The sequence below is a fragment of the Paenibacillus methanolicus genome, from assembly GCF_008124765.1.
Lineage (GTDB): Bacteria > Bacillota > Bacilli > Paenibacillales > Paenibacillaceae > Paenibacillus_Z > Paenibacillus_Z methanolicus.
Genome location: NZ_VNHS01000005.1, coordinates 302,239 through 325,744, shown reverse-complemented (window position 1 = coordinate 325,744; position 23,506 = coordinate 302,239). Strand labels below are relative to the sequence as shown.

Annotated in this window: 21 protein-coding genes; 2 read left to right on the top strand and 19 right to left on the bottom strand. The window is 60.0% G+C overall.

Features of this window, described 5'->3' with window-relative positions; genetic code table 11:
- Window positions 1–6: 6 nt before the first annotated feature.
- From BCM02_RS15430 to BCM02_RS15400, 7 genes are all read right to left on the bottom strand, one after another.
- Window positions 7–987 (bottom strand): Gfo/Idh/MocA family protein, encoded by a 981-nt coding sequence (locus tag BCM02_RS15430; protein ID WP_148929990.1) that lies wholly within the window; start codon window positions 985–987, stop codon window positions 7–9.
- 124 nt (window positions 988–1,111) lie between these two features.
- The gene (locus tag BCM02_RS15425) at window positions 1,112–2,011 is read right to left on the bottom strand and encodes a DMT family transporter (RefSeq protein WP_148929989.1); all 900 of its coding nucleotides are present in this window, start codon (window positions 2,009–2,011) and stop codon (window positions 1,112–1,114) included.
- Between the two features lie 3 nt (window positions 2,012–2,014).
- On the bottom strand, window positions 2,015–2,863 hold the full coding sequence (locus tag BCM02_RS15420) for an NAD-dependent epimerase/dehydratase family protein (protein WP_148929988.1): 849 nt from the start codon (window positions 2,861–2,863) through the stop codon (window positions 2,015–2,017).
- Window positions 2,864–2,896: 33 nt separating this feature from the next.
- Window positions 2,897–3,835 carry an aldo/keto reductase family protein gene (locus tag BCM02_RS15415; protein WP_148929987.1) on the bottom strand — a complete coding sequence of 313 codons (939 nt, stop codon included), beginning with the start codon at window positions 3,833–3,835 and terminating at the stop codon, window positions 2,897–2,899.
- 363 nt (window positions 3,836–4,198) lie between these two features.
- Complete coding sequence (locus BCM02_RS15410; protein ID WP_148929986.1) at window positions 4,199–5,122, bottom strand: aldo/keto reductase; 924 nt, start codon at window positions 5,120–5,122, stop codon at window positions 4,199–4,201.
- A 293-nt stretch (window positions 5,123–5,415) separates the two neighbouring features.
- Window positions 5,416–5,907, bottom strand: a complete 492-nt coding sequence (locus BCM02_RS15405; protein WP_342791312.1) for a CBO0543 family protein — start codon at window positions 5,905–5,907, stop codon at window positions 5,416–5,418.
- A gap of 172 nt (window positions 5,908–6,079) precedes the next feature.
- Window positions 6,080–6,838 carry an SDR family oxidoreductase gene (locus tag BCM02_RS15400; RefSeq protein WP_148929985.1) on the bottom strand — a complete coding sequence of 253 codons (759 nt, stop codon included), beginning with the start codon at window positions 6,836–6,838 and terminating at the stop codon, window positions 6,080–6,082.
- A gap of 216 nt (window positions 6,839–7,054) precedes the next feature.
- Here BCM02_RS15400 and BCM02_RS15395 point away from each other — a divergent pair, with 216 nt between their 5' ends.
- Window positions 7,055–7,666 carry a TetR/AcrR family transcriptional regulator gene (locus tag BCM02_RS15395; protein ID WP_246183387.1) on the top strand — a complete coding sequence of 204 codons (612 nt, stop codon included), beginning with the start codon at window positions 7,055–7,057 and terminating at the stop codon, window positions 7,664–7,666.
- Window positions 7,667–7,764: 98 nt separating this feature from the next.
- Here BCM02_RS15395 and BCM02_RS15390 read toward each other — a convergent pair whose 3' ends face one another.
- From BCM02_RS15390 to BCM02_RS15340, 11 genes are all read right to left on the bottom strand, one after another.
- Complete coding sequence (locus tag BCM02_RS15390; protein WP_148929984.1) at window positions 7,765–8,991, bottom strand: copper amine oxidase N-terminal domain-containing protein; 1,227 nt, start codon at window positions 8,989–8,991, stop codon at window positions 7,765–7,767.
- A 185-nt stretch (window positions 8,992–9,176) separates the two neighbouring features.
- Entirely contained in the window at window positions 9,177–11,072 is a 1,896-nt protein-coding gene (locus BCM02_RS15385) for a Calx-beta domain-containing protein (protein ID WP_187434232.1), read from the bottom strand.
- A 681-nt stretch (window positions 11,073–11,753) separates the two neighbouring features.
- Window positions 11,754–12,395, bottom strand: coding sequence for a ThuA domain-containing protein (locus tag BCM02_RS15380; RefSeq protein WP_148929982.1), 642 nt, complete (start codon window positions 12,393–12,395; stop codon window positions 11,754–11,756).
- A gap of 19 nt (window positions 12,396–12,414) precedes the next feature.
- On the bottom strand, window positions 12,415–13,143 hold the full coding sequence (locus tag BCM02_RS15375) for an SDR family oxidoreductase (protein WP_148929981.1): 729 nt from the start codon (window positions 13,141–13,143) through the stop codon (window positions 12,415–12,417).
- 46 nt (window positions 13,144–13,189) lie between these two features.
- Complete coding sequence (locus tag BCM02_RS15370) at window positions 13,190–14,020, bottom strand: NAD-dependent epimerase/dehydratase family protein (RefSeq protein ID WP_148929980.1); 831 nt, start codon at window positions 14,018–14,020, stop codon at window positions 13,190–13,192.
- Window positions 14,017–15,075, bottom strand: coding sequence for a mannonate dehydratase (locus BCM02_RS15365; protein WP_148929979.1), 1,059 nt, complete (start codon window positions 15,073–15,075; stop codon window positions 14,017–14,019). The genes BCM02_RS15370 and BCM02_RS15365 overlap by 4 nt, the downstream gene beginning before the upstream one ends.
- Entirely contained in the window at window positions 15,072–16,931 is a 1,860-nt protein-coding gene (locus tag BCM02_RS15360; RefSeq protein ID WP_148929978.1) for a discoidin domain-containing protein, read from the bottom strand. The genes BCM02_RS15365 and BCM02_RS15360 overlap by 4 nt, the downstream gene beginning before the upstream one ends.
- Before the next feature lie 44 nt (window positions 16,932–16,975).
- Window positions 16,976–17,827: an alpha/beta hydrolase gene (locus BCM02_RS15355; protein ID WP_148929977.1), complete on the bottom strand. Its 852-nt coding sequence runs from the start codon at window positions 17,825–17,827 to the stop codon at window positions 16,976–16,978.
- A gap of 386 nt (window positions 17,828–18,213) precedes the next feature.
- Window positions 18,214–19,089 (bottom strand): carbohydrate ABC transporter permease, encoded by an 876-nt coding sequence (locus tag BCM02_RS15350; protein WP_148929976.1) that lies wholly within the window; start codon window positions 19,087–19,089, stop codon window positions 18,214–18,216.
- A gap of 13 nt (window positions 19,090–19,102) precedes the next feature.
- The gene (locus BCM02_RS15345) at window positions 19,103–20,059 is read right to left on the bottom strand and encodes an ABC transporter permease (protein WP_187434248.1); all 957 of its coding nucleotides are present in this window, start codon (window positions 20,057–20,059) and stop codon (window positions 19,103–19,105) included.
- 31 nt (window positions 20,060–20,090) lie between these two features.
- A complete protein-coding gene (locus tag BCM02_RS15340; protein ID WP_148929975.1) occupies window positions 20,091–21,737 on the bottom strand; it encodes a type 2 periplasmic-binding domain-containing protein in 1,647 nt (548 codons plus the stop codon).
- A 509-nt stretch (window positions 21,738–22,246) separates the two neighbouring features.
- Between BCM02_RS15340 and BCM02_RS35285 the strand changes: the two genes are divergently transcribed.
- On the top strand, window positions 22,247–22,393 hold the full coding sequence (locus tag BCM02_RS35285; RefSeq protein ID WP_187434231.1) for a hypothetical protein: 147 nt from the start codon (window positions 22,247–22,249) through the stop codon (window positions 22,391–22,393).
- A 65-nt stretch (window positions 22,394–22,458) separates the two neighbouring features.
- On the opposite strand, the gene BCM02_RS15335 is transcribed toward BCM02_RS35285, so the two are convergent.
- A complete protein-coding gene (locus tag BCM02_RS15335; RefSeq protein WP_148929974.1) occupies window positions 22,459–23,505 on the bottom strand; it encodes a LacI family DNA-binding transcriptional regulator in 1,047 nt (348 codons plus the stop codon).
- Between the last annotated feature and the right edge of the window lies 1 nt (window position 23,506).

Below are 23,506 nucleotides of genomic sequence, written 5' to 3'. Positions count from 1 at the left end.
GCGTGCTTACTCGCCGTAGGCCACCCGAACCGGCAGCCCGCTCTGCGCCGAGCGCAGCGCGGCATGAGTCACCGACATCGTCCGCGCCGCGTCCGCATACGACGAACGAATGCCCGAGGCGTCGCCCGTGCGCACGGCGCGAATGAACGCTTCGTTCTCGCGCTCGTACGGATTGCCGGCGTTCCGATGCTCGGTCAGCACGCCTTTCTCCGTCAGAATCAGCTTGTCCGGCCGCACCTCGACTTGTCCTTGCGCGGTGTAGACGGTCAGTCCGACCTGCCCGCCTTCCGGCAAGATGCACGTGTTGGAGATCGTCGCGACGGCGCCGCTCGCCAGCTTCATCGTGACGGTGCCCACGTCGTGGACGGTCACGCCCTCGTACCGCTCGTGCATCGCGCGCTGCGCGAAGGCGGCATAGACCTCTTCCACCTCGCCGAGCAAATACCGCAGCAGGTCGACGATGTGCGTCGTCTGCTCGATGAATTGACCGCCGGAGCCCTCCTGCTTCCGCCACCAGTACACCTGCGGCATGTCGCCCATCCAATACCCGAGCGCCATCCCGGCCGTCCGGTCGCGGAGCAGTTCCGCCGCTCTCGAGGCCGCGTCCGCATACCGGAAGTGATAGCCGACGGAAGTCGTCAATCCGGCTCTCTTCACCGCTTCGGCGATCGCCAGCGGCTCGTCGATGTCGGCGCCGAGCGGCTTCTCGACGAGGAACGGAATGCCTCGCTCGACGAGCTGCCGCTCGATGTCGCCGTGCGCGAAAGGCGGGACGCAAATATACACCGCGTCCGGCTTGGCTTGATCGAGCATCTGCTCCACGCTCGCATACGGCTGGGCCGTCGCGTAACGCAGCGCGGACTGCTCCGCTTTGGCCAGGCTGGAACCGACGAACGCGCTCACGGCTACCCCGTCCATTTTGGTTAAAATATCGGCGTGTACGTTGCTGAACCAGCCGGTTCCGACAATCCCCACGTTCAACGTCATGTTTACCCTCATCCTCTCGCTCATTCGTATAGCGCAGCCTCCGGGACGTAACGCACCGGAGGCTCTAACCAATTTCGTTATGAAAGCCCGCAAGCCTCATTACCCCGTCTGCCTCGGCCGTAACTTACGCCGTCAGTTCGCCGGCGCTCTCCTGCTTCGTTTCCCGGCGCGGTACCGCGAAGTTGAGCAGCAGGAAGCCGGCGACGAAGACGACCGTGCCCAAGATGACGATCCACGTAATCGGCTCGCGGAAGAACAGATACGCCCATAGAATCGTGAACAGCACCGAGCAGTTGCCGACGATCGCCACGATCGCGAAGGGCACCTTCTTAATCGCCTCGGCGAACCATAGGAAGCTAAGTCCCGTGATGACGCCGAGCAGAACCAATGCGATCCAGGCGCCGGCCGTCCACTCGCCGGATAGCCCCTCCGACCGGAAAGGCAGCGGCAGCGCGCACAGCACGGCGCTCCATAGAAATACCGAGAAGTTCAAATTGCCCGCGTCTATCGTACGCACGAGGACGCGCTGACTTAGGATATGCACCGCCGCGCCGATACCGGCGAGCGTGAAGAGCAGCGTCGTGAGCGCGCCTCCGCCAAGCAGCAGCCCGATCGGCATGCCGTTCCAACCGACGATGAGCACGCCAACCACGCACAGCGCGGAGGCGATCCAGCCGCGAGGCGTCATCCGCTCGCCGAGCATGAATCGCGCCGCCAGCAGCAGCGTGATCGTCTGCGCGGGCTGCACGAGAATGTCCGCGTAGGCATACCCGATCGCGATCGCGATATTCTCGAATAGGTAGTTCAGCGACTTGCCGATCGCCCCGATCCAGATCCAGGGAAGCGCCGACCGAAGCGAGATACCCCGGTCTTTCACCAGCAGATAGACGCCCAGGAAGACGACTCCGAGGAAAAATCGCGCGAACGTGATCAGCCAGCTGTCCGCCATGCCAGACGCCATCTTGACGAGAATGCCGACGAAACTCCACGAGAGCGTCGCCAGCAGAAGCAGCACATAGCTCACCGATTAGCGGTCCAGCTGCTCGCGCCACTTGAATTTGGGCTGCCAACCGAGCAGACGCTTCGCCTTCTCGCTGCTGAGCAGCGACTCATGGCCGGTTAGGTCCGCCCGAAAATCGGTCACGCCCGGGTACCGCGCGGCCATCAGCTCGCGGCTCGGGATGTCCATGCTCGATTCGTCCGCCGCCAAATTGAGCGCGACCGAGCCGAGCCCTTCCGCCTCGACCGCCAGCCGGCACGCCTCCGCCGCGTCGCGCGTGTCGATGTAGCTCCACAGAATGCGCTCGCGCTCCTCCGGGTTATGGATGAACGACGGGAACCGCTCGTACCATTCCGGCGGAATGACGTTGCCGAGCCGCAGCGAGACGACCTGCATGCCGGTACGGCGGTGGAACATGTCCGCCGTCGCCTCGTTCACGATCTTCGACAGCCCGTAGCTGTCCTGCGGCAGCTGCGGGTGCGCCTCGTCCATCGGCACGTAGGCAGGACTTAGCGGATGCACCGCGAAGCAGATGCCGTAGGACGATTCGCTCGAGGCGATGACCGCCTTGCGAATGCCCAGACCGGCCGCCGCCTCGAGCACGTTGTAGGTCGTCATGACGTTATTGCGGAACGTCACCTCCGGCGAGGTCATGCCCGCCCTTGGAATCGCCGCCATATGCACGACCGCGTCCGCGCCCGCCAGCGCCCCGTACGTCTGGCCCAGATCTTCCAGATCGATCGTCAGCGACGGGCACAATGCTTCTTCGGGCGGACGGTTGTCCACGCTCAGCACCTCATAGCCCTCCTCGATGAAATGCTTGACGACCCATCTGCCCAGCATCCCGCTTCCGCCCGTTACTACTACCTTCGCCATTGTGCGCTCTCCTTGTCTAATCGGGAATGGAATTTATGCCAAAATCTCTTCGATGCGCTTCAGCGTCTCCTCGCTCAGCTCGATGCCAGACGCTTTCGCGTTCTCGGTCACCTGCTCCGGACGGCTTGCGCCGACGAGCGCGCTCGCTACGTTCGGCTGGCGCAAAATCCAAGCTAGCGCGAGGTTGCCCACGGTGATATCGAGCTCGGCCGCGACGCCTTCGAGCGCGCGCACCTTCAAGATTTTCTCCTCCGTAATGCCATTGCGCACCCACTCGAGCCTTGCCGCCCGGCTGCCATCCGGAATCGCGGAAGCCGACGAATATTTGCCGGTCAGGAGCCCCTGCGCCAGCGGCGAGAACACGACCTGACCAATGCCGGCGCGTTCGCCGAGCGGGATGACTTCCTTCTCGATGTAGCGCTCGAACATGTTGTAGATCGGCTGATTCACGACGATTCGATCCAGCAGGTAGCGGTCCGCGACGCCGAGCGCCTCCGCCATCTGGGCGGCTTGCCACTCGCTCACGCCGACGTACAGCGCTTTGCCTTGGCGGACGAGATCGTCCAGCGCGCGCAGCGTCTCTTCGAGCCGCGTCTCCGGATCATAGCGATGGCAATAATAGATGTCCACGTAATCGTGGCCGAGCCGCTTAAGACTCGCGTCCGCCTGCTCGAGGATATGCTTGCGGGAGAGGCCGCGGTCGTTCGGTCCGTCGCCCATCTGGCCGAACACTTTCGTCGCCAGCACGTAGGAATGCCGTGGATACGCTTTCAACGTTTCGCCGACCAGCACTTCCGCCGCGCCCCGCTCGTACACGTTGGCCGTGTCGAAGAAGTTGATGCCGAGCTCGTAAGCCGTTTTGATCGCGTTCACCGCGTTCTCGCGCTCCACGTAGCCGCCGTATGTAAGCCAGCTGCCCAAGCTGATTTCGCTAACCTTGATGCCGCTTCCGCCTAATTTCCGATACTTCATGAACATAGCCTCCTATTCATTCGTTACCAAAATCTAGTATTGCGATGCGATTCACCATCATTCTATCTTACTTCGATCGCGATGGAAATAAGTTCTGAACGCGGGAAAGGATTTGGCAAGTTCTATGCAAAAACGACGAATTGGATTGCACGAAGCCTTTGGCGCGCGCAGCATTTCGTCACGACGAATTGGTTTGCACGATGCCTTTGGCGCGCGCAGCATTTCGTCCAAAGACGGGAGCAGCATATCGTCCAAGCGAGCCGGCAGCATGCCGTCAACGTAAAACAGTCCCCGGCCCTAACCAGACCGGAGACTGTCGCGCGCAACGGCAAGATACAACCGCTCGCGAAGTTATCTATTTCCTTAAGGCAGCACGTTGCCCGCCGCGCGGAAGATCGAATACCATTCCTCGCGCGTCAGCTCGACGTGGCTCGCCTTGATGCAGTCGGTCAGACGCTCGACGTTCGTCGTGCCCGTCACCGGCTGCATGCGCGCCGGATGGCGGAGCAGCCACGACATCGCGATCGTCGTGGCGCTGACTTCGTATTTGGCCGCGATTTCGTCGATGACCTCGTTCAATTCCGGGAATTTGTCGTTGCCGAGGAACACGCCCTCGAAGAAGCCGTACTGGAACGGCGACCATGGCTGAATCGTGATGTCGTGCAGACGACAGAAGTCCAGAATGCCGCCGTCGCGGTTCACCGCGGATTCATTGGCCATATTCACGTTGAAGCCGTTCGAGATCATCGTCGCGTTCGTAATGCTCAGCTGCAGCTGGTTGGCGACGAGCGGCTGCTTCACGTATTTTTGGAGCAGCTGAATTTGCATAGGATGCTGGTTGGAGACGCCGAAGTGACGCACCTTGCCCGAGCTGGCCAGCTGATCGAACGCTTCGGCCACTTCCTCCGGCTCGACGAGCGTATCCGGTCGGTGCAGCAGCAGAATGTCCAGATAATCGGTGCGAAGACGGGACAGAATGCCGTCGACGGACGCCAGAATATGTTCCTTCGAGAAATCGAACATGCCCTTAGCGGGACGAATGCCGCATTTGGACTGCAGGATGATGTTCTCCCTCACGCGGTCGTTCATATGTATCGCATCGGCGAAAATCTCTTCGCAGGCGCCCCCGCCGTAAATATCAGCGTGATCGAAGAAATTCGCCCCTTGGTCCAGCGACGCCTGCACGAACCGCTCCGCTTCCTTCTTCTCCAGCGAGTTGATCCGCATGCAGCCAACCGCGATTACAGGCACATCCAATCCGCTCGTGCCTAACTTGATCGTACGCATACCGTGTATCCTCCTCTGTGTGTTCGCGCTCTTATCCATTCAAGACCATGATGAAGCTATTAGGCCAACCGCATTGTCTCACATTCGCGCGGCCGCGATCAAGGACGCCGCCCATCCTTGGCCGCTCGCTCGTCCCCCACTATTGTAACGAATGCGTTGCCGCAGGCAAGGGGCGAGAACCGTTATAACGATACTCGCCCGGACAAGGCGAACCGGCTGGCGCCTGTCTAATGCGGCTGCGTGATGCGCTTGTATTTCAAGCCAAAAAAACCCGCCTTTGCCCGGACGGGGTTTTACCAGCTGTAGCCTTTGCCGCTGTTGCGGTATAGCCATAGAAAATACGTTCGCGCCATTAAGAACGTGAGCAAGAGCGTAATCCACGAGTAATACCCGTTCCAATGCAAGAAACGGATCAATTCCGTATTGCGCTCGATCACGACTTCCAGCATCGTCATCGCGGTCGGGAAAGCGAGGATCCACGCCCACTTCTTCCATCTCGCCGCTCGATTCGGATAATGCAAATTGAAAATGACGCACAGCGCCGGATAAATAAAGTATTCGAACGAGAAGCTCGTCGCGTTCGCCTTCACGAATTCCCGAACCGGATATTCGATCAGCCCCCATTCCACGACCAGCAAGCCGAAGCTCCACGTCATCGATTGCTTGAAGAGAAAAATAATGGTCGCTTCCCGGAGCTTGTCTCTGGGCATGAGCCAGATAAGGGCCACCGCGATGAGGAAGTCGATGGTTATAAGAATCGTCCGGTCCATGGCCAATTCGGACACGCCGTTCACCTCCAGTCGGGGCGTATCGTTACAAGTGCACCATTATTTTGCATCATGCAAGGATTTGTATGCGCATCTGTTCAAAAGATCGCACCCTCGCGGCGCAAAAAAAAACGGCCATCGGCATAATGCCGTTGACCGCCTTGCATGATTCGATTTAACCGATTAGCGATTAGTATGCCGTCCAGCCTGCATCGGCCGTCACGACGGTGCCGTTCACGAAGCTGGAATCGTCGGAAGCAAGGAACAACGCAACCTTCGCGATTTCTTCCGGACCGCCTACGCGCGGGTTAACCTGCATGCCGACCATGGCGCGGCTCATACCGAATTCGTTCGGAGCCGTCATCGACGTTCCGATGTTCGTCGCCACGCCGCCCGGCGCGATCGCGTTGCAGCGGATGCCCGACGTCGCGTATTGGAAGCCGACGTTCTTCGTGAAACCGACCACCGCGTGCTTCGCCGCCGTGTAAGCCGCGCCTGCGCGGGAGCCGAACAAGCCGCCGGCCGAAGCGACGTTCACGATGACGCCGCTCTTCTTCTCCTGGAAGATCGGCAGCACTTTGCGCGTCGCGCGCATCGGACCCGTCGTATTGATCGCGAAGACCCGCTCCCACAGCTCGTCCGTCAGATCGCCCGCCGGCACGAAATTGTCCATGATGCCCGCGTTGTTGACCAGAATGTCGACCGTGCCGAATTGCTCGACGGCCGTATCGATCATGCGCTGGATATCCGCTTCGACGGCGACGTTCGCCGCGACCGCGATCGCTTGTCCGCCTTTGCCTTCGATGCCCGTCACGACCTCCTGCGCGGATTCAAGCCGCAGGTCGGCGACGACGACTTTCGCTCCTTCGGCCGCGTACAGCTCCGCGATCGCTTTGCCCATACCCGATGCCGCGCCCGTGACGACGGCTACTTTGCCCGTAAGTTTCATGTTGAATGACCTCCTGAATGGGATGATGTATAGGATTCGGCATCACGCGCGAGTCGATGCCGTCTAAACGAGTAAACCAACAACTGTACAGTAGAGAACAGCTGTTAAACCGAGTATAATAGACGATTGGAAGGGGTTACAATCAGTAAAATCGGCTGATTTGCCCGTTAACGGACAAATCGCGCGAAACTGTTCAATAACGCGAAGAGGGAATGGATGGGCATGTCCGACACGAAGAAAACCGACAGGCGGATACTCCGCAGCCGCGCCGCCTTGCGGGAAGCGCTGCTCGCGCTCATGGCGGAGAAGCCGTTCACCGCGATCTCCATCACCGAGATCGTGCAGCTGGCCGACTACAACCGCGGCACGTTCTACGCCAACTACGAGAGCAAGGAAGCGCTGCTCGACGACGTGCTGGACGAGCTGATCGAGAAGCTGCTCCAATCTTTCCGCGCGCCGTACGAGAACGTGCAAGTGTTCAACATTTACGAGCTGTCGGCCAATTCCGTCACGATCTTCGAGCACTTCAGCGAGCATGCCGACGTGTATACGACGCTGATGAAGAGCGACGTTCTGCCGCTGCTACGAGAGCGCCTGTTCTCCGCGCTCAAGCGGATTACGCAGGAGGAGCTGATCTACGAAGTGGAGGGAGCGGACCGCGAGCTGCTCGCGATCTATTCCATTCACGCGCTGCTCGGCCTCGTCCTCTATTGGGTGGAAAGCGGGTTCGCGCATTCCACTTCCTATATGCAGGATCAGCTCGTGAAGATTATTAATTGGCGTCCTTCAGGAGCGCGGACCGTCGTGCCGCGGCCGAGACGGAAGTAGGCTTGAGCGTTTAACGCGCAAAAAAAGGATCGCGATCCGGCTTGCCGGGGGTTGCGATCCTTTTGTCGATACCGTCCATATATCTTTGCGCTCACCGCTTACCCATACGGACCATTCGGCTCTACATTCACCAAGCCGGCCGCCAACACGTAGCTCAGCCGCACGAAATCATAGCCGCCCTTCCCGTTCGGACGACGATAGCCGAAGTACAGCGTGCCCCTGTCTTCCCCGATAAATTGAATATCATCGCGACTGATGGTCCCGCCTTGGCCGAGCACCCGCTCTAAATCCGCGTCCTTTAATAGCTTGTCGTACATTTCCGCCGTCGCGCGATCCTTCAAGTTGATCAGCGTCACGTAGCCGGTCGATTCCGGGCGAACGACGATGAAGTCTTCGCCCGCGCCAAGTACCGCGTAGTTGTCTTCCTTGCCGGTTAGCGCGGTTAGATCATGCTCCCGAATGACGATGCCGTCGGCCGAGAAAAACGCGACTTTTCGTCCGTCGGACAACAGGTACACTTGAACCCACTTCTTCGCGTTCTCGTCGAGGTATTGATAGGATGTCCCGAACCGCTCTTCCAGCCGTCCCGAGTAAGTAGCCTTGCGCTGGGCGACGATTTTCTTATTGAGGATGAACACGCCATATACGTCATGCTTCCGCTCCTTCGGCTCGCCGTAGGTATCCGCGAAAAGGTACAGCCCGTCATGTCCGTACCCATATAACGCAAGCTCCCCTTTGAACCCGGTCGTCTCCAGCCGGCCGTATTCGACCGGAGCCTGATTGCTGGGCCGAGAAATATAGAGCTGTCCCGTTTCCCGGTTAATCCACGTGCCGCCGCCGATCGCGTATTCGTCCTTCTTCTTAATCGCGACTGTACGCTCGGCCGGCTGCCAGCTTACGTCAGCATCCATTGCCTCGGAAAAAAACCGCATCGGCACATATATCCGACCATCGATGCTGCGAAGCGGCGTTGTCAGCTTCCGGGGCTTGCCATTCACGATCGCCTCGTCCGAGCCAAGCGCTAGCCGAACCGTTAGCTTCGGATAAGTCATCGAGACGAGCTTGACCGAACCGTGCCAGTCGACGACGGTGTCAAGAAGTTCTCCCGTATCCCGCACCGGCAGATAGATTGTACCGTTAATGGCGAGCGCAGGCGTCTCGGGTTGAAAAAGACTGCCGTTCATCGTGATGCGAATGCCCGTTGCCTCTGAGGAAGCGGCGGTCGCGGCGTTGGCGTCGCGAGCTTCCCAAGCCAGGACGGGCATTGCCAGCGCGGCGGCGAGCGCGGCAACGGCAATGCGTTTTGATCGTTTGAATTCGCTCAACAGAGTACCCTCCCAATCAAAGCTAGTATCTCGTACGAAGGAATAATCGCAGATTGTTCGATCCTCATTTTACCATATTTGGCGATACGCCGTTAGGCACCCCCCCAACCGTGCTCCTGAACATCAAGAAACACCGCCCGATTATCGAGCGGCGTTCCTGTCATTCTGCTAGATTCCCGATTCGATTAGTAACGCGGCCACGTCGGGTACGTGTACTTGTCATTATCATAGACGTAGACGAGCCCGGTCGAATACGTCCCCAGCTCGGCTCCCGCCGGATTCGACAGCAGGATCGAGAAATACTCGAACCATTCTTTGACGCTGTCGTCGTACATCGTGATCGTGATCTTCTTCTGCGTTTCGCCCGGGGCGAACGTCAGCACGCCGGATTGAGCCGCGTAATCCCGGCCGGCCAGCGCCGAATAATCCTTCGTCGCATAGGCGACCGAAGCCGTGCCGCTCGTATCGCCCGTTCGGGCGACCGTCATCGTCACTTGCTTGCTCTCTTCATAGACGGTCGTCGTGAACGGACTGAACTGCAGCACGCCTGCCGGGTCGTTGTCCTTGATCGTCACGCCGCTCAAGTAGTTAGGGCCGACGACCGCGCCTCCCGTCGCATCGAGCAGCCGGACTTGAAACTGCTCCTCCGCCTCGTGCATGCTATCGTCTACGATCGGGACCTCGATGAACTTCTCCGTTTCGCCGTCCGCGAACGTCAACTGGCCGCTATTGCCCGCGTAATCCGCATTCTCCGCGGCCGAACCGCCTAGAATCGAATACGTGAGGGTGGCTTCTCCGTCAGCTCCGTCCATGCGCGTCACCTGCAGCTTCGCAGATCCGCCGTTCTCGTCCACGGCGTATTGGCTCGCGCCCAGCATGAACATGCCCGGGTGCTGCTCCTCGTGCGGCTCGTTGTCCTCGATCGTATACGTTCTCGTGCCGTACGTACCGATGACCGCGCCGCTGGTCGGATTGGACAGCGTGATCGTCAACGTCTCGTTGCCCTCGGACAGCGCATCGTCGAGAATCGGCAGCGGAATATATTGCAGCGTCTCATCCACCGGGAATACAAGCGTGCCGCTCGATCCGGTAAAATCGCTTCCTTCCTCGGCGGTGACGCCGGCGATCGTATAGTCGATGGCAGCCTCCACGTCCGCGCCGTCCGTGCGAATGACGTTAATATAGTGCGTGCCGGACGCTTCGCCCATCGGCGCGGTCGGATTCACTTCGAAGCTGCCGGCGCGGGGCGTCCACGGCTCGTTATCCAGAATGCGCACCTTCGTAAAGGACGACTCGGCGAGCGTGGCATCGTTCGTCGGATTGCTCAAGGACAGGTGGAAATATTCGTTCCCTTCGCTCTCCGCGTCGTCATACAGGGTCACCTGAATCGTCTTGCTGCTCTCGCCCGGCTCGAACGACAGCGTGCCGCCCGTTCCTTCGAAATCGGCTCCGTTGCCCGCCGTGCCGCCGTCGATCTGATAATCGACCGCGACATAGCCGTCCGTTCCTTCGGACCGCGCGACGGTGAGGGAGACCGTTCCGTCCGGATGGTTCTCGTCAACCTCGGTCAGCGCCGTCGCGAAGCCCAATTTGCCCGGATTATACGGCACGTCGGGATCGTTGTCCGCGATGGTCACCGTCGTCGTGCCGCGGTCGATCGACGTTACGCCGTCGCTGACGTTGAACAGCTCGACGCTGAACGATTCGGCCGGCTCGAATTGGATATCGTTCGTGATCGGAATCTCGATCGTCGCGAACGTCTCGCCCGGCCCGAAGGTGATTTGGCCGCTCGCCGCCAAATAATCCGTCCCCTCCGTCGCCGTCCCGCCATAAGTCGCGTAGTCAACGGTCAAAGAGCTTGCCGCGCCCGTTCGGCTCACGCCGACGTACGCATAACCGGCGCCTTCGTCGACCGTTACGACCGGCGCGTCGAAGGAGATCGCAGCCGGCGGATCCGGAATCCAATCGTCGCCCTCCTCCGCATAGATGACGCTGCCCGGCAAAGCGAGCGAAGCGGCCAGCAGCGCGGCTCCGATTTTACGGCCAATCGTTCTCGTGTTCAGCACAAATAAACCTTGCATGAATAAAACCTCCGATATGATTTGATTTTCATGGGATAAAGGAATGGGTGGAACCGGCAGGGTAAGCAAAGACATACGCAGGGCGTGATGCCATGAGGATCACGGACGGACAAGCGTTGTCGAATAGGGAGCAGATGCTTCCAAAACGGGGAGATGTGCGGTCGTGCGCGGATGTATCCGTTAAGCCGTTCTAGAGACGGCGACGCTTGTCGTCAATCGTTCGTACGTCCGTCACCTCCTTTCAGAGCGTAAGGACAATGCGAATGGTAATGAGAGGGAACGAGAAATAAAGCCATAGAAAAACAATTGCGGGAGAAGAGAAAAGGTTGGGAGAAGAAAAGATTGAGAGAAGAAATGAAAACTTGCTTGCGGGTACCAACTCGGTGTGATAAGGAGGTGCTGCCGATCTTGCATAGGGGGTCATGCGGTGGTGTTCGATACGCTACGTATCTATATTGCCATAAATTTCGAAATTGGCAAGACCTTTCGCGAAAAATAGGCCCTTGGTGGTACTTCGTGCCCAAGGCGAAATGGCTAATTCCGTCTATATATGTTGATAACGAGACGCGCCCTCCCGTGCCAAAGTCTCCATGCCCGATGTAGCGGGCGGATCCAGAGGTTTGGGGTAGACGCATCCCATGCAGCGTAATAAGAGCTACTTTTGAATGTCGGGCAGCTCTTCTACCGCCGAAGCGCCCACATCCCCGCCTGCTTAATCAACCGCCGGTACATCTCGCTCCGGAACGACGGATTGTGATGCCCCGGCATCAGATAGACGACGCGGCCGAGGCCGAAGTCGTGCGCCCACGCCGCGGGCCAGCGCGCGCCTTCGTGCTCATACTCGAGCAGCAGCGTCGTCTGCCCGATCGGATCCATGTCGAACCGGTACGGTTCTTCGTCCATGACGAAACCGTCGATGCCTGCCATGATCGGATGCCCTTCCGCGTCCGCAGCCGGATGGAACCTCAGCTCCGTATACGGCGGATGCCCCGTGAACTTCGCTCCGATCAGCTGCGCCAGCTCCGGGTCGCACTGCAGCGAGATGCCGTTGTGGATGACGAGCAGTCCGCCTCCGCCGCTGACGCAGCCGAGCAGTCCGGCGACTTCCTCGGGCTCCTTCTTGATCTGCCACGCGTCGGAGTAAGAGATGACCAGCTCGAAGTGCGCGAGTTCCGGGGCGCGCAGTCGCCCGTAATCCTCCGTAACCGTAACCTCGAGCTCGCCCTCGAAAATACTCCGCACCTCGTCCATCGCCGCCTGCAGCGGGTGATACTTCGGATTCGTCAAATCGCCGATCAACAAAGCTTTTGCAAGTTCCGCCACTGTTCTCGCCTCCTTCGTATTAGGTCCAGCTCATCTCGGCTCCGGTGTAGTCCCGGAACGCCGGATGCGCGCGATCTTCCGTCTCGTCTAGGTAGGCCGCGATGACGCCGGCAATGCCCGTCGCCGCTTCCTCCGTGGATATTGCGCCATGTTCGCTGAGCTTGCCGCCCATGTAACTGCGCATCCAGCCGGGATGGATGACGAGCACCTTGCCGCCGTGCTTGCGCAGCTCGTTATGCAAGATGTTGGACTGAATGTTAAGCGCCGCCTTGGACATGCAGTAGCCGTACCAGCCTTCGCGCCACGTCTGGTTAATCTGGCCCGCCTCGGACGAAATGTTCACGACGAGTTTCCGTTCGCCCGCGAGGAGCAGTCCGGTCAGCGCCTCCGCCATCCGCAGCGGCCCGACCGCGTTCACCCGGTACATCGTCTGCAGTCGTTCGAAATCGATGCCGCCGTGGATATTCCCTTCTTGGTTGCCCGCGATGCCCGCGTTGTTCACGAGCAGATCGATCCGATCCGTGCGCGCCGCGATCCGCTCGGCTGCATCCCGCACGCTCGCTTCGTCCGAGACGTCGAGCTCAAGCACGATCACTTGATTCCGCGTCTCCTCCGGGAGTTCATCAAGCGCCGGCCAATCCGTCAAATACCGGCCCGCGAACACCGTGTAGCCATCCTTCACGAGCTCCATCGTCAACGCGAAGCCGAGTCCCCGGTCCGCGCCGGTGACAACCGCGTATTTCTCCATGCACGTCTCTCCTTCTCATCAAACTCGGGCTGCCCTGCCGCATTCGTTATCCCCTGTTGTGCCGCCAGCCGTGCTCGGGCTTCCAGCCGAGCAGCCGCTTCGCCTTCGCGTTGTCGGACCAGGCCGCATGACCGGTCAGATCTGCGTAACGGTCCGTTATGGACGGGTAGTACCGCCGCAGCAGCTCGGCGTTGTCCACCGGCGAACAAGTATCGTCCGCCGTAATGTTCAACGCCTCGCAGCCTGCCCCGTCCGCCTCTACCGCAAGACGCGCCGCCCGCGCCGCGTCCCGGACATCCACATAGCTCCATAGGAATCGGGACGCGCCCTCATGGCGGGCCAGCCATTCGTATTCGTCCGGCAGCGGCACGTGGCCGAACCGGAGCGAGACGACCTGCATGCCGCATCGGCGGTGGAACATGGCGGCCGTCTGCTCGCTGGCGATCTTGGATAAGCCATAGCCCTCCTGCGGCAGCAGCGGGTGCGATTCGTCGACGGGGATCGCATACGGGGCGAACCGGTTCGCCGCGTAGCAATAGCCGTAGATCGATTCGCTGGAAGCGATTGCAGCCTTGGCGATGCCAAGCCCGGCCGCCGCCTCAAGTACATTATAGGTGGACATGACGTTAAGTTGGACAACTTTTTCGTTCGGATACGTGCCGGGCGCGTTGATGCCCGCCAAGTGGATGACGGCCTCGGCGCCTTGGAGCGCGCCGTATACTTCGCCCAATTCGAGCAGATCCACGATTCGCGTCCGGCATAGCCGCTTCTGCGGGAACTGCCGGTCCAGATTGACCGGCTCGTGCCCGTGCGCGAGCAGCTCTTCGACGACGTAAGCGCCGATTCGGCCGCTTCCGCCGGTTACGGCGATTTTCATCCGTTCACCGCCTCCTCCGCGCCTTCCCGCCCGTTCGCTTCCTCCCGTTCGATCATCGTCATCGCCGCCCGCATATAGCCCAGCGCGTACGCCATGCCGGCATGCCACGGCGCCGCGCATTGCGTCATCGGCGTATGGTCGGGAATGAGCACGCCGTCGAAGCCGGAACGCTTGCACAACCGGAGCGCCCGAATCATGTCGATGTCTCCTTCGTCCAGGAACACCTCGTCGTAATGCGGCACCTTGCCCCTTACGTTGCGAAAATGAATATATCCGAAGTCCCGGCCATATTCGGCAATCGCCTCGTAGACGCTGCCTTCCGTCATCTCCGCCGTCGTGCCCATGCAGAACTCCAGCTTGTTCGACGGGCTCGGATACAGGTCAAGCAGACGCCGGTAATAATCCGGCTTATAGACCAGCCGGGCCGTCCCGCGAACGGTCGCAAGCGGCGGGTCGTCCGGGTGCGCGGCCATAACGACGCCCGCCTCCTCCGCCACCGGGATGATCTCCCGCAAGAAGCGTTCAACCCGGTCCCACAGCTGCTCCTCCGAGATCGGGGCGATGAACCCTTCCGGCGCGACGGGATCATACGTGAAGTTCCACACCGTCCCGTTCGGAATCGGCGTCTGCGCCGGATCGTGGAACACCGCCGTTCTCGCCCGTCCGCGCGCCGCCTCGACGCTCGTCAGCCCCCAGACGCCGGCGATGCTGAAGTTGTAGCCGAACACCGGAATGCCCGCGCGTCCGGCATTGCGGATGATCGTCTTCAGCCGTTCTATCTGCTCGCCGCGCCGCGGCCCGTCGAGCAGCACGTCGTGCCAGTGGGCAGGGCAGAAGTTCTCGATCGCGTGAAAAGCAAGCCCTTCCGCGTTCATCTGCGCCTTCAGGCGAAGCATCGATTCCAGCGAATACATTTCCTCGTGCCGCGCCAGATCGATGACCGGCTCCATGTAATCCGTCAAATGCGCCACGATATCGGTGCAGCCCAGCTGCCAGGCGAAGCGGAAGTTGTCCGGCGTCAGCATCCGCTGTCCGAGTCCAAGTCCGAGCCTCATGGCGACACCCCCTCACGCGGCTCGCCGTACGCCGCCAACTCGCGGATCGAATACCCGAGCGTCGTGCCCGCTTCCGTCATATTCACGCGGATATACCGCGCGGTAAGGGGTTCCGGACAAATCTGCTCCGGCTCGCCCGCCCCATCTGTCCGCTCGAATATCTTCGTCCACCGTTCGCCGTCCGTCGAGACGGCCAGTTCGAATGCGCGCGCGTGCCCTTCGCCCCACAAGAGCTTGATTCGCTTGATCCTGCGCTCCGCCTCCAGGTCGACGGCCAGCCACTGATCGCCCCGGCGCTTCGATACCCAAGCGGTCTCCCGCCTGCCATCCACCGCGCATTCGCCGCCCTGCTCGTTCGAATACTGGCAGGAGCTGACGGCAACCGGACGATGACGCGCGACATTGCGCGATGAGGCGAACCGAACGCCCCCTGCCTCGGCGCCGGCTTCCAGCGTCGTCAGCAGCAGCACGCTTCGTCCCGGAAGGCGCATCTCCATTCCTTCCGCCAGATCCGCGTCTTCGATGCGAAACGCCGGCGCCGGATATCCCGCGGCATCCGCCGTTCGTTCGTCCTCGCGGTATTGGTACCCGCGCAAGACCGCGCGTCCGGCCGCGTCCGGCACGACCAACCGAATTCGCTGCTCCTCTTCCCGATGATTAACCACTACCAGCGTCAGATGCCCGCCCCCGTCCGTTGCCGGGATGACGGCCGCCGCCGCGCGCACGCCAGGAACGCCGCTATCGCTTGCGTAAACGATTCGGCTGCCCCGCGGACAATACCGCGACAACATCGCCATCGGGTCATACCACGGACGAAGCGCACGATCCGCTTCGTCGCCGACCGTGTTCCAGAATCCCCACGTCTTCAGCTGGCCGGACCCTGCCGGGTAGCCGGGAGCCCGATGCATCGAATCGTCCAGCATCCAGGAGATGACGCCCGCTTGCCCGCCTCGCATCGTCTGAATCGCGAAATCCGCCATCAACAGGCCGTATTCGAACGTCTTCACGCGGCTCTGTTGATCGTGCGCCTCGTCCTTCCCTTCCACGATGCCCGCCTCGGTCATCAGGTACGGCTTCGCGGCGCCCTCCGAATCGTACCGATCGACGAAATCCCGCTTCTCCCGCACCATCCGCTCCATATCCCCGCTTACGATATCATGGTCGTTCACATAGCGGTGGACGTCGTAGGCGGCCACGATATCGCCCAGCGCGTACACGGTCAGATCTACCCAGTCATCCTCGTTCGAGGAGTCCGGTCCGATCAGCCCGATGCGTTCCGTCAAGCCGCGCTCCTCCATCATCCTTCGCACATGGAGCATGCCGCGCCGCCAGAGCGCGAACCGGTTGCCGTCTTCCGTCGCCCAGGAGCCGTTCGGCTCGTTGATGAAGTTATAGTACAGCAGGACGGAATAACCTTTCACGTCCAGCATATGTACGAGGAAATCGCCGATCAACTCCGCCCACGCCGCATCGTCCGTGGCCGTCAGACCGATCTCCGGACTGCGGCTCCATTCGCCGATGATGACCTTAATATCGTGGCGCTCGCAATAATCCAGAATACGGTAAGCCCGCAGCATCATCGGCGTGTTCCAATCGTAGATCGGCCTTCCGTCCGCATCCCAGCCGGTCGTATAGGCGTTCGCCCGCAGCATGAGCCGGATCAGCGGCGCCCGCGTGAACGCGACGCGCTCGACGATCATCGCCCATTGTTCGTCCGTGTAATCGTAATCGTCGGACGGGTCCCATTCGAAGCCGACGCCCATATAGGATTCGACCAGCACGTGATCCATATCGACGATGATCGTGCCTTCGTCACTCCGGATGCTCCCCTCGTGCCGCCATTCTTCTTCCCGCATCGCTGCCTTCGCTCCTCTCGCAAAGTACCTTTTCCTCGCCAAGCCTACTCCTCGTCAGACGCGCTGACCGATCGGTTCTCAAGCCCGCTCGCCGTCCCCCGCCGGATCGGCAGCCAATCCAGCACATGTTGGATCTCCTCATCCCAATAGCTCCACTCGTGCCCCGCATTCGGCGTCTCGACATACGTCAGATCGACGCGGTCCGCGAAATGCCGGTGGAAATCCCGATTGATCGCCAGGTTGAAATCGGCCGTCCCGCATGCTTGATAGAACTTCGGCAGCCGCGCGCCCTCCCCGATCTTCCCTTCCAGCACATGCGCCAAATCGTGCTCGCTCCCGTCATACGCCTCCGCGGAACCGAACGTAAGCCGCGCCATCTCGAACAGAATCGGATTGCTGAAACCCGCGTTCGGGTCGACGACAATCCGGCTTCGTTGGCTTAGACTACCCGACAAGCTCGCGACCGCCGCGAATCGATCCGGCTGCCGGATGCCGAGCTTGAACGCGCCGTAGCCGCCCATCGACAGCCCCGCGGCGAACGTGTCCTCGCGCCGGTCCGAGACGGGGAAAAAGTCCCGCACGATGCCCGGCAGCTCCTCGGTTAGATACGTCCAATACGGGAAGCCCTGCTTCATATCGGAATAGAAGCTGTACTGCACCGCGGGCATGACGATCACGATTCCTTTGTCCGCGGCATACCGTTCAATCGAGCTGAACCGCTGCCAGCAGGTGTGATTGTCCGACGCGCCGTGCAGCAGATAGAGCGCCGGATAAGGCGGGCCGCCTTCCGACGAAGCAAGCCCCACCCTTCTGCGCGTCCGCTCCGGCAGAATGACGTCGATCGAGCTCTGCAGCCCGAGCGTCTCCGCGAAAAATTCCACATGCGCAAGCGCCAACTTTTTCCTCCCCCTTCCCCCTCCTCCGAGGGGAACCAAAGGGCTTCGCCCTCTGGACTCCGTCTTCGTGCCAATACAATTGTTCGCTGTGGGCGGTTGGTTCGAGCTTGGCACGCTTTTGTCCTTGCGGACAAAGCTCCAAGCGCTTTCTCCCTCGCCCCTTCCCCCTCCGCCGAGGGGAACCAAAGGGCTTCGCCCTCCGGACTCCGTCTTCGTGCCAATACGATTTGTTCCCGTTGGGCGGGTAGTTCGAGCTTGGCACGCTTTTGTCCTTGCGGACAAAGCTCCAAGCGCGCGTGGGTTCCCAGTCCTCCTCCGGCGCGGGAGCTAGGATTCCTAGCAATGACAAAGCCCCCGTTGCCAGGGGCCTTGCTTGTTTTGGATTACTAGCCTTTCACCGAGCCGATCAGCGCTCCCTTGACGAAATGCTTTTGCAGGAACGGATAGACGGCGAGAATCGGCAAGCTCGATACGATGATCGACGCCATTTTGACCGTGAACGGGTTGACCTGCTGCTGCACCGCCACCGAAATGCCCGCCTGCGAGATCGCCGCCGACGTGTTGCTGATCAGATCCTTGAGCACCATCTGCAGCTGCCACATATCCTTCTCCGTCGCGTAGAGCACCGAGGAGAAGAAGTCGTTCCAGTAGCCGACGGCGATGAACAGCCCGACCGTGGCGAGCACCGGCTTGGAGAGCGGCAGGACGACCTGGAAGAAAATCGTCAGATCATTCGCCCCGTCGATGCGCGCCGCTTCCTCCAGCTCATCGGGAATGCCTCGGAAGAAGCCGACCATGACGAAAATGTTCCACGCCCCCATCGTCCCCGGCAGGATGAGCGCCCAATACGTATCGATCATATGCAGCGTCTTCACAAGCAGGTAAGTCGGGATTAAGCCCCCGCTGAACAGCATCGTGAACAGGATGAGCAGCGAGAACAGCTTCCCGCCGCGCAGCCGCTTCCGCGAGATCGCGTAAGCCGTCGTCGCCGAGAAGAACGTGCCGATCGCCGTGCCGCAGATGGTCGTAATGAGCGTCACCTTGAAGCCGGAGAGGATCGACACATTTTGGAACACCGCCGCGTACGCCGTCAGCGAGAAGCCCGCCGGGATAAGGAACAGCCCGCCTTCGGCCGTCCGGTCGGACTCGCTGATCGAGCCCATGACCATATACCAGAACGGGTAAATCATGATCAGCATCAGCACGATGAAGAACAGCCCGTTTGCATAGGAGAACATTTTTTCGCCTCGCGTAAGTCTCATACCGCTCGCTCCTTTACCACAGGCCTTCCTGGCCGCTCTTCTTCACGATCGTATTGACGGTCAGGATCAGCACCATGGCCACCGCCGATTTGAACAATCCCGCCGCCGTGGCGTAGCTGTAGTTCGCCTCCTGAATGCCGACGCGGTACACGTACGTATCGATAATGTCCGCCACGTCGTAGACGAGCGCGTTGTACAGCAGGAAGATCTGCTGGAAGCCCGCCTCCAGAATGTTCGCCAGGCTAAGGATGATGAGGATGACGATGACCGGCCGGATCGCGGGCAGCGTCACGTGCCACATTTGGCGCAGCTTGGTCGCCCCGTCGATGCGCGCCGCCTCGTACAGCTCCGCGTTCACCCCGGCAATGGCCGCCAGGTAGATGATCGTGCCCCAACCGACTTCCTTGTATGCGTCCGTGATGACGAGCATCGGGCGGAAATAGCGCACGTCGCCCAGGAAATCGACCGGTGAACCGCCGAAATGCTGGATGACGACATTCACCATTCCGTCGACCGGGTTCAGGAACGTAATAATGATGCCGGAGAAAATGACCCAGCTGACAAAATGCGGCAGGTAAATCACCGATTGGGCGAACCGCTTGAAGACGACGCCGCGCAGCTCGTTCAGCAGCAGCGCCAGAATGATCGGGATCGTGAACGAAGCCGCCAATTTGTACAAACTGATAATGATCGTATTGCTGAGAATCTCGACGAAATCCGGCGAGTTGAACAGCCGCGTGAACTGATCGAACCCGACCCACTCGCTGCCCGAGATGCCCTTGTAGATGTTGTAGTCCTGAAACGCGATCACCACGCCGTACATCGGACCGTAGCGGAACAAGAGGATGAGCAGCAGGCCCGGCAGCAGCAGCAAGTACAAATACCGGTCCCGGATCAAATCCTTCCACAGCGGCCGCCTAGCGCCAGCGCCTGCGCCCGCAGCTTGGCCCCGGCGCGCCGCTCCATTCATAACTGCCATGCGCTTCTCCTCCTATCGCCCTTTACTTGTAAGGCGTAATGTTCGCTTCATACCACTTGTCGTACTCGGCGCGCTCGGCTTGCTCCTTGTCGAACAGCCCCGCCGCCTCCTCGTCGATCTTCTTGCCGCCCAGCTTCTCGTACGTCTTGGCGAAACCGTCGAGCGCGTCGATCGGCGTCTTGCCCGTAATAATGCCCCAGAACAGCTCATCGCGCGCCTTCTTCACGTCCGCGGAATAGCGGTCCCACTCCGGCCGGTTGATCGCCTTGAACACGACGATCTTATCGCGCATCGGCTGGGAAGTCGTGAGCTTCTGCTCGAACATGGCCGTCACTTCCGGCGTGTTCTTGATGTTGGCCGCGTCCTTGCGCTGGATGTACCAGCCGAAGTTGCCGAGGCCGAGCTTGCTGCCTTCCTCCGGCTGAATCGTCGGCGTGAACGTGCCGTTCTCCATCTTGTAGTGCTCGCCTTCCCGGCCGAACGTGACGAGCTTGAACACCTCCGGCGTCGCCATCGTGTTCAGCACCTGAACGGCGTCGCCCGCTTCGGCCGCATCCGTGACGATCAGGTAGCACCAGCCGATGCGCGGATCCGGCAGATCCGAGCCGAAGCCGTCCGGTCCTTGAATCGGGTCAACCGAGATATATTCGCCTTGCGGGTTGAGTTTCTTGAACGACATCGCGACCGAGTTCCCCGGGTTGAAGTAATCGACCCACCGGTAGAACGAGCCGACCTTGCCGGAGGCGAAAATATCGTTCACCTTCGTGTCGTCGTTGTTCGCGCTTGTCGTCATGCGGGGATCGAGGACGCCTTCCTTGTACAGGTCCGCGAGCAGGGCGAGCACCGTCTTCACCTTCGGATCGAGCGCGCCGAATTGGATGGAGCCGTCCGGCTGCTTCACGAAATTCTCCACGTCCAGCCCGTACGCGTAGAAGAACGGCGCCAAGCTGCGGTAGTAGTTGTCGCCCGAGAGGCCGAACGTATCCTTCTTGCCATTGCCGTCCGGATCGTTGTTGGCAAAGGCGCGCAGGACGTTCACGTATTCGTCGAGCGTCTTCGGCACCTGCAGGCCGAGCTTGTCGAGCCAGTCTTTGCGCAGAATGGTCGTCATGTAGCTCGCCTCGGGCACGTCGCCCGGAATGCGGAACATCTTCCCGCTCTTATCCCAATGGTAGAACAGGGTGTCTTTCGAATAGTAGTTGATGATTTCTTTGCCGTATTTCTGAAGCGACGGGGTCAAGTCCTGCGCGATGCCCGCGTCCACCCACTTCGTGAATTCCTTCGTATCGCCCGTCCACAGAATGCCGGGCCGCGTGTCCTTCGCGCTCATCAGCAGGTTGATCTTCGTGTTCAGCTCCGACCAGTCCGGGAGAAAAACCGGCTTTACGTCGACCTTCCGCCCCATCGTCTTGCCCAATTCTTCCTCCAGCGTCTTCTCCGCCCAGGAATCCGGCGTCTTGGAACCTGCCATCAGCGCCATGCTAATCGCCAGCGGCTCCGTCGGCGCGGTATCTCCGCCCTCTTGATTCGCCGTCTGCCCACCGTTGCCGGGTTCGTTGGCGCCGTCGCCATTCCCATCGCCATTCCCGCTGCCGTTACTGCCGGAGCACGCGGCGACGAACATCACCGACGCCAGCGTTAAAGCCAGAAGCACTCTCGTCCGTTTCATTCACAATCCCCCTATTATGAATTCATCCATTGGGCGCGACTGGAAATGTACGCGCTTTCAATTACACGTTGATTATATCCCCGCCGTTAAATTCTGTAAACAAAATTATTTTATTTTAATAAAAATAATTCAATTTGTTTAATTTAGTTTCTCGAAAACGGTCGAAAGAACTCCGCAATGAAGAGGGTCTTGACGAATAGAGGCGGATTTGAGGGATGAAGGAACATCGAAGAAAAAGTAGAGTTTCATTGGGTTCCATCCTGGTGCAGCGTATGATTGCGAACTAAGTTTCCGTGTCATACACGGCGGGTTTCCCTATCGGGGCAATCACGCGATTTTGTTGAATAAGTTGAAACACCTTTAGTGGATATATGACACTATCCGTGAACTAGTCATCATTCTGCTGAAATTGGTACTCGCAATCCAGTTGCTCCCCCTCCCCCAAACGGGTAATACCTCATATGCGCCGCCTATGGTAGGATGACACTATCCTACTTGGAGGTGCCATCATGTCGGAATCGCAGAACCCGAAGGAAGAAGATCCGCAGCCAAACGCGCCGGAAACGGAATTGAACGATCTGGAGCAAACGCTGACCGAGCAAGAATTGAATGATACGCAAGGCGGTTGGGGCAGACAACGACGCCGCAACTTCTAATAAACGAACAAAGCCGGCCGCGCACGATATGACGTGCACGGCCGGCTTTGTTATTACCCAATTAGTTACCCCTTATATTCGTTTACCGAAGCGCGCTCCACCAGCTCGGTCGACAGCAGCACGTGCTCGGCCGTCGCGTCCGGCTCGTTGATCCGGCGCAGGATGAGCTGCGCCGCTCGGCTGCCGATGACCGACTTCGGCACGCGGACCGTCGTCAGCTTCGGATGCATGATCTCGGTCAGCGTCAGATCGTCGAAGCCGACGACCGAGACGTCCGCCGGGCAGTGAATGCCGCCCTCCGCCAAGAAGCGCAGCGCCTCGAAGGCGGTCAGGTCGTTCGCGCAGAACAATCCCGTCACCGGCCGCTCGCCCGAAGCCTGCGCCCTCAGATCGCTGGCGAACTGCGGCGAGACGTACATGCCGGTGCCGCTTACCCCGACGCCGGCGACAAATTCATACGACACTTCCTTGCCGGTCCGGCGGATATAATCGCGGATCGCCTCGATGAAGCCGCGATTGCGCTCCCGGAAACTCCAGGACGTATGCTCGTCGCCGACGAAGGCGACTCTGCGGTGTCCGGCTTCTAGCAAATACGTCGTTGCTTGGTAGGCGCCAAGGAAGTTGTTGGCCAGCACGTGGTCGATCGAAGGGTCGAGCAAATTCGCGTCCACCATCATGAACGGGAAGGCGTTCGCCTTGAGCGAGTTGACATAGCTGTCGGGCAGATGTCCCATGACGATAGCGCCGTCCACTTTGCGCTCGTGGATGCTCGACGGAAGCCCGTCCTTCGGGGAGAGCGAAATATCGATGCTGGAGAGAATCATGCTGAAGTTATGATTTTGCAGCTCGTTCTCGATGCCATGGAGCACCTTGCCCCAATACTCCATATCGTCCAGGTAGGCTCTTGGCATGAGCACCGCCAGGTTGCCGGTTTTCGCCGCCGGTATCGTCTTCCGGGACATTTTGAAGCGGTAGCCCATCTCCTCCGCCGTCTTCCAGATCGTTTCCTTCGTCCCGTCGTTGACGGCCGGATCGTTGGACAACGCCTTCGATACGAGCGCCTTCGATACTTGCAAATGATCCGCGATCATCTGCAGCGTTACTTTCTTCACG

Bases quoted from the DNA above. Each gene is read 5' to 3' on its own strand.
- BCM02_RS15420 (WP_148929988.1), bottom strand. From the start codon at position 2,863: ATGGCGAAGGTAGTAGTAACGGGCGGAAGCGGGATGCTGGGCAGATGG.
- BCM02_RS35285 (WP_187434231.1), top strand. From the start codon at position 22,247: ATGTCGGAATCGCAGAACCCGAAGGAAGAAGATCCGCAGCCAAACGCG.
- BCM02_RS15400 (WP_148929985.1), bottom strand. From the start codon at position 6,838: ATGAAACTTACGGGCAAAGTAGCCGTCGTCACGGGCGCGGCATCGGGT.
- BCM02_RS15385 (WP_187434232.1), bottom strand. From the start codon at position 11,072: ATGCAAGGTTTATTTGTGCTGAACACGAGAACGATTGGCCGTAAAATC.
- BCM02_RS15350 (WP_148929976.1), bottom strand. From the start codon at position 19,089: ATGAGACTTACGCGAGGCGAAAAAATGTTCTCCTATGCAAACGGGCTG.
- BCM02_RS15370 (WP_148929980.1), bottom strand. From the start codon at position 14,020: ATGAAAATCGCCGTAACCGGCGGAAGCGGCCGAATCGGCGCTTACGTC.
- BCM02_RS15340 (WP_148929975.1), bottom strand. From the start codon at position 21,737: ATGAAACGGACGAGAGTGCTTCTGGCTTTAACGCTGGCGTCGGTGATG.
- BCM02_RS15415 (WP_148929987.1), bottom strand. From the start codon at position 3,835: ATGAAGTATCGGAAATTAGGCGGAAGCGGCATCAAGGTTAGCGAAATC.
- BCM02_RS15365 (WP_148929979.1), bottom strand. From the start codon at position 15,075: ATGAGGCTCGGACTTGGACTCGGACAGCGGATGCTGACGCCGGACAAC.
- BCM02_RS15345 (WP_187434248.1), bottom strand. From the start codon at position 20,059: ATGAATGGAGCGGCGCGCCGGGGCCAAGCTGCGGGCGCAGGCGCTGGC.
- BCM02_RS15430 (WP_148929990.1), bottom strand. From the start codon at position 987: ATGACGTTGAACGTGGGGATTGTCGGAACCGGCTGGTTCAGCAACGTA.
- BCM02_RS15360 (WP_148929978.1), bottom strand. From the start codon at position 16,931: ATGCGGGAAGAAGAATGGCGGCACGAGGGGAGCATCCGGAGTGACGAA.
- BCM02_RS15375 (WP_148929981.1), bottom strand. From the start codon at position 13,143: ATGGAGAAATACGCGGTTGTCACCGGCGCGGACCGGGGACTCGGCTTC.
- BCM02_RS15410 (WP_148929986.1), bottom strand. From the start codon at position 5,122: ATGCGTACGATCAAGTTAGGCACGAGCGGATTGGATGTGCCTGTAATC.
- BCM02_RS15395 (WP_246183387.1), top strand. From the start codon at position 7,055: ATGGGCATGTCCGACACGAAGAAAACCGACAGGCGGATACTCCGCAGC.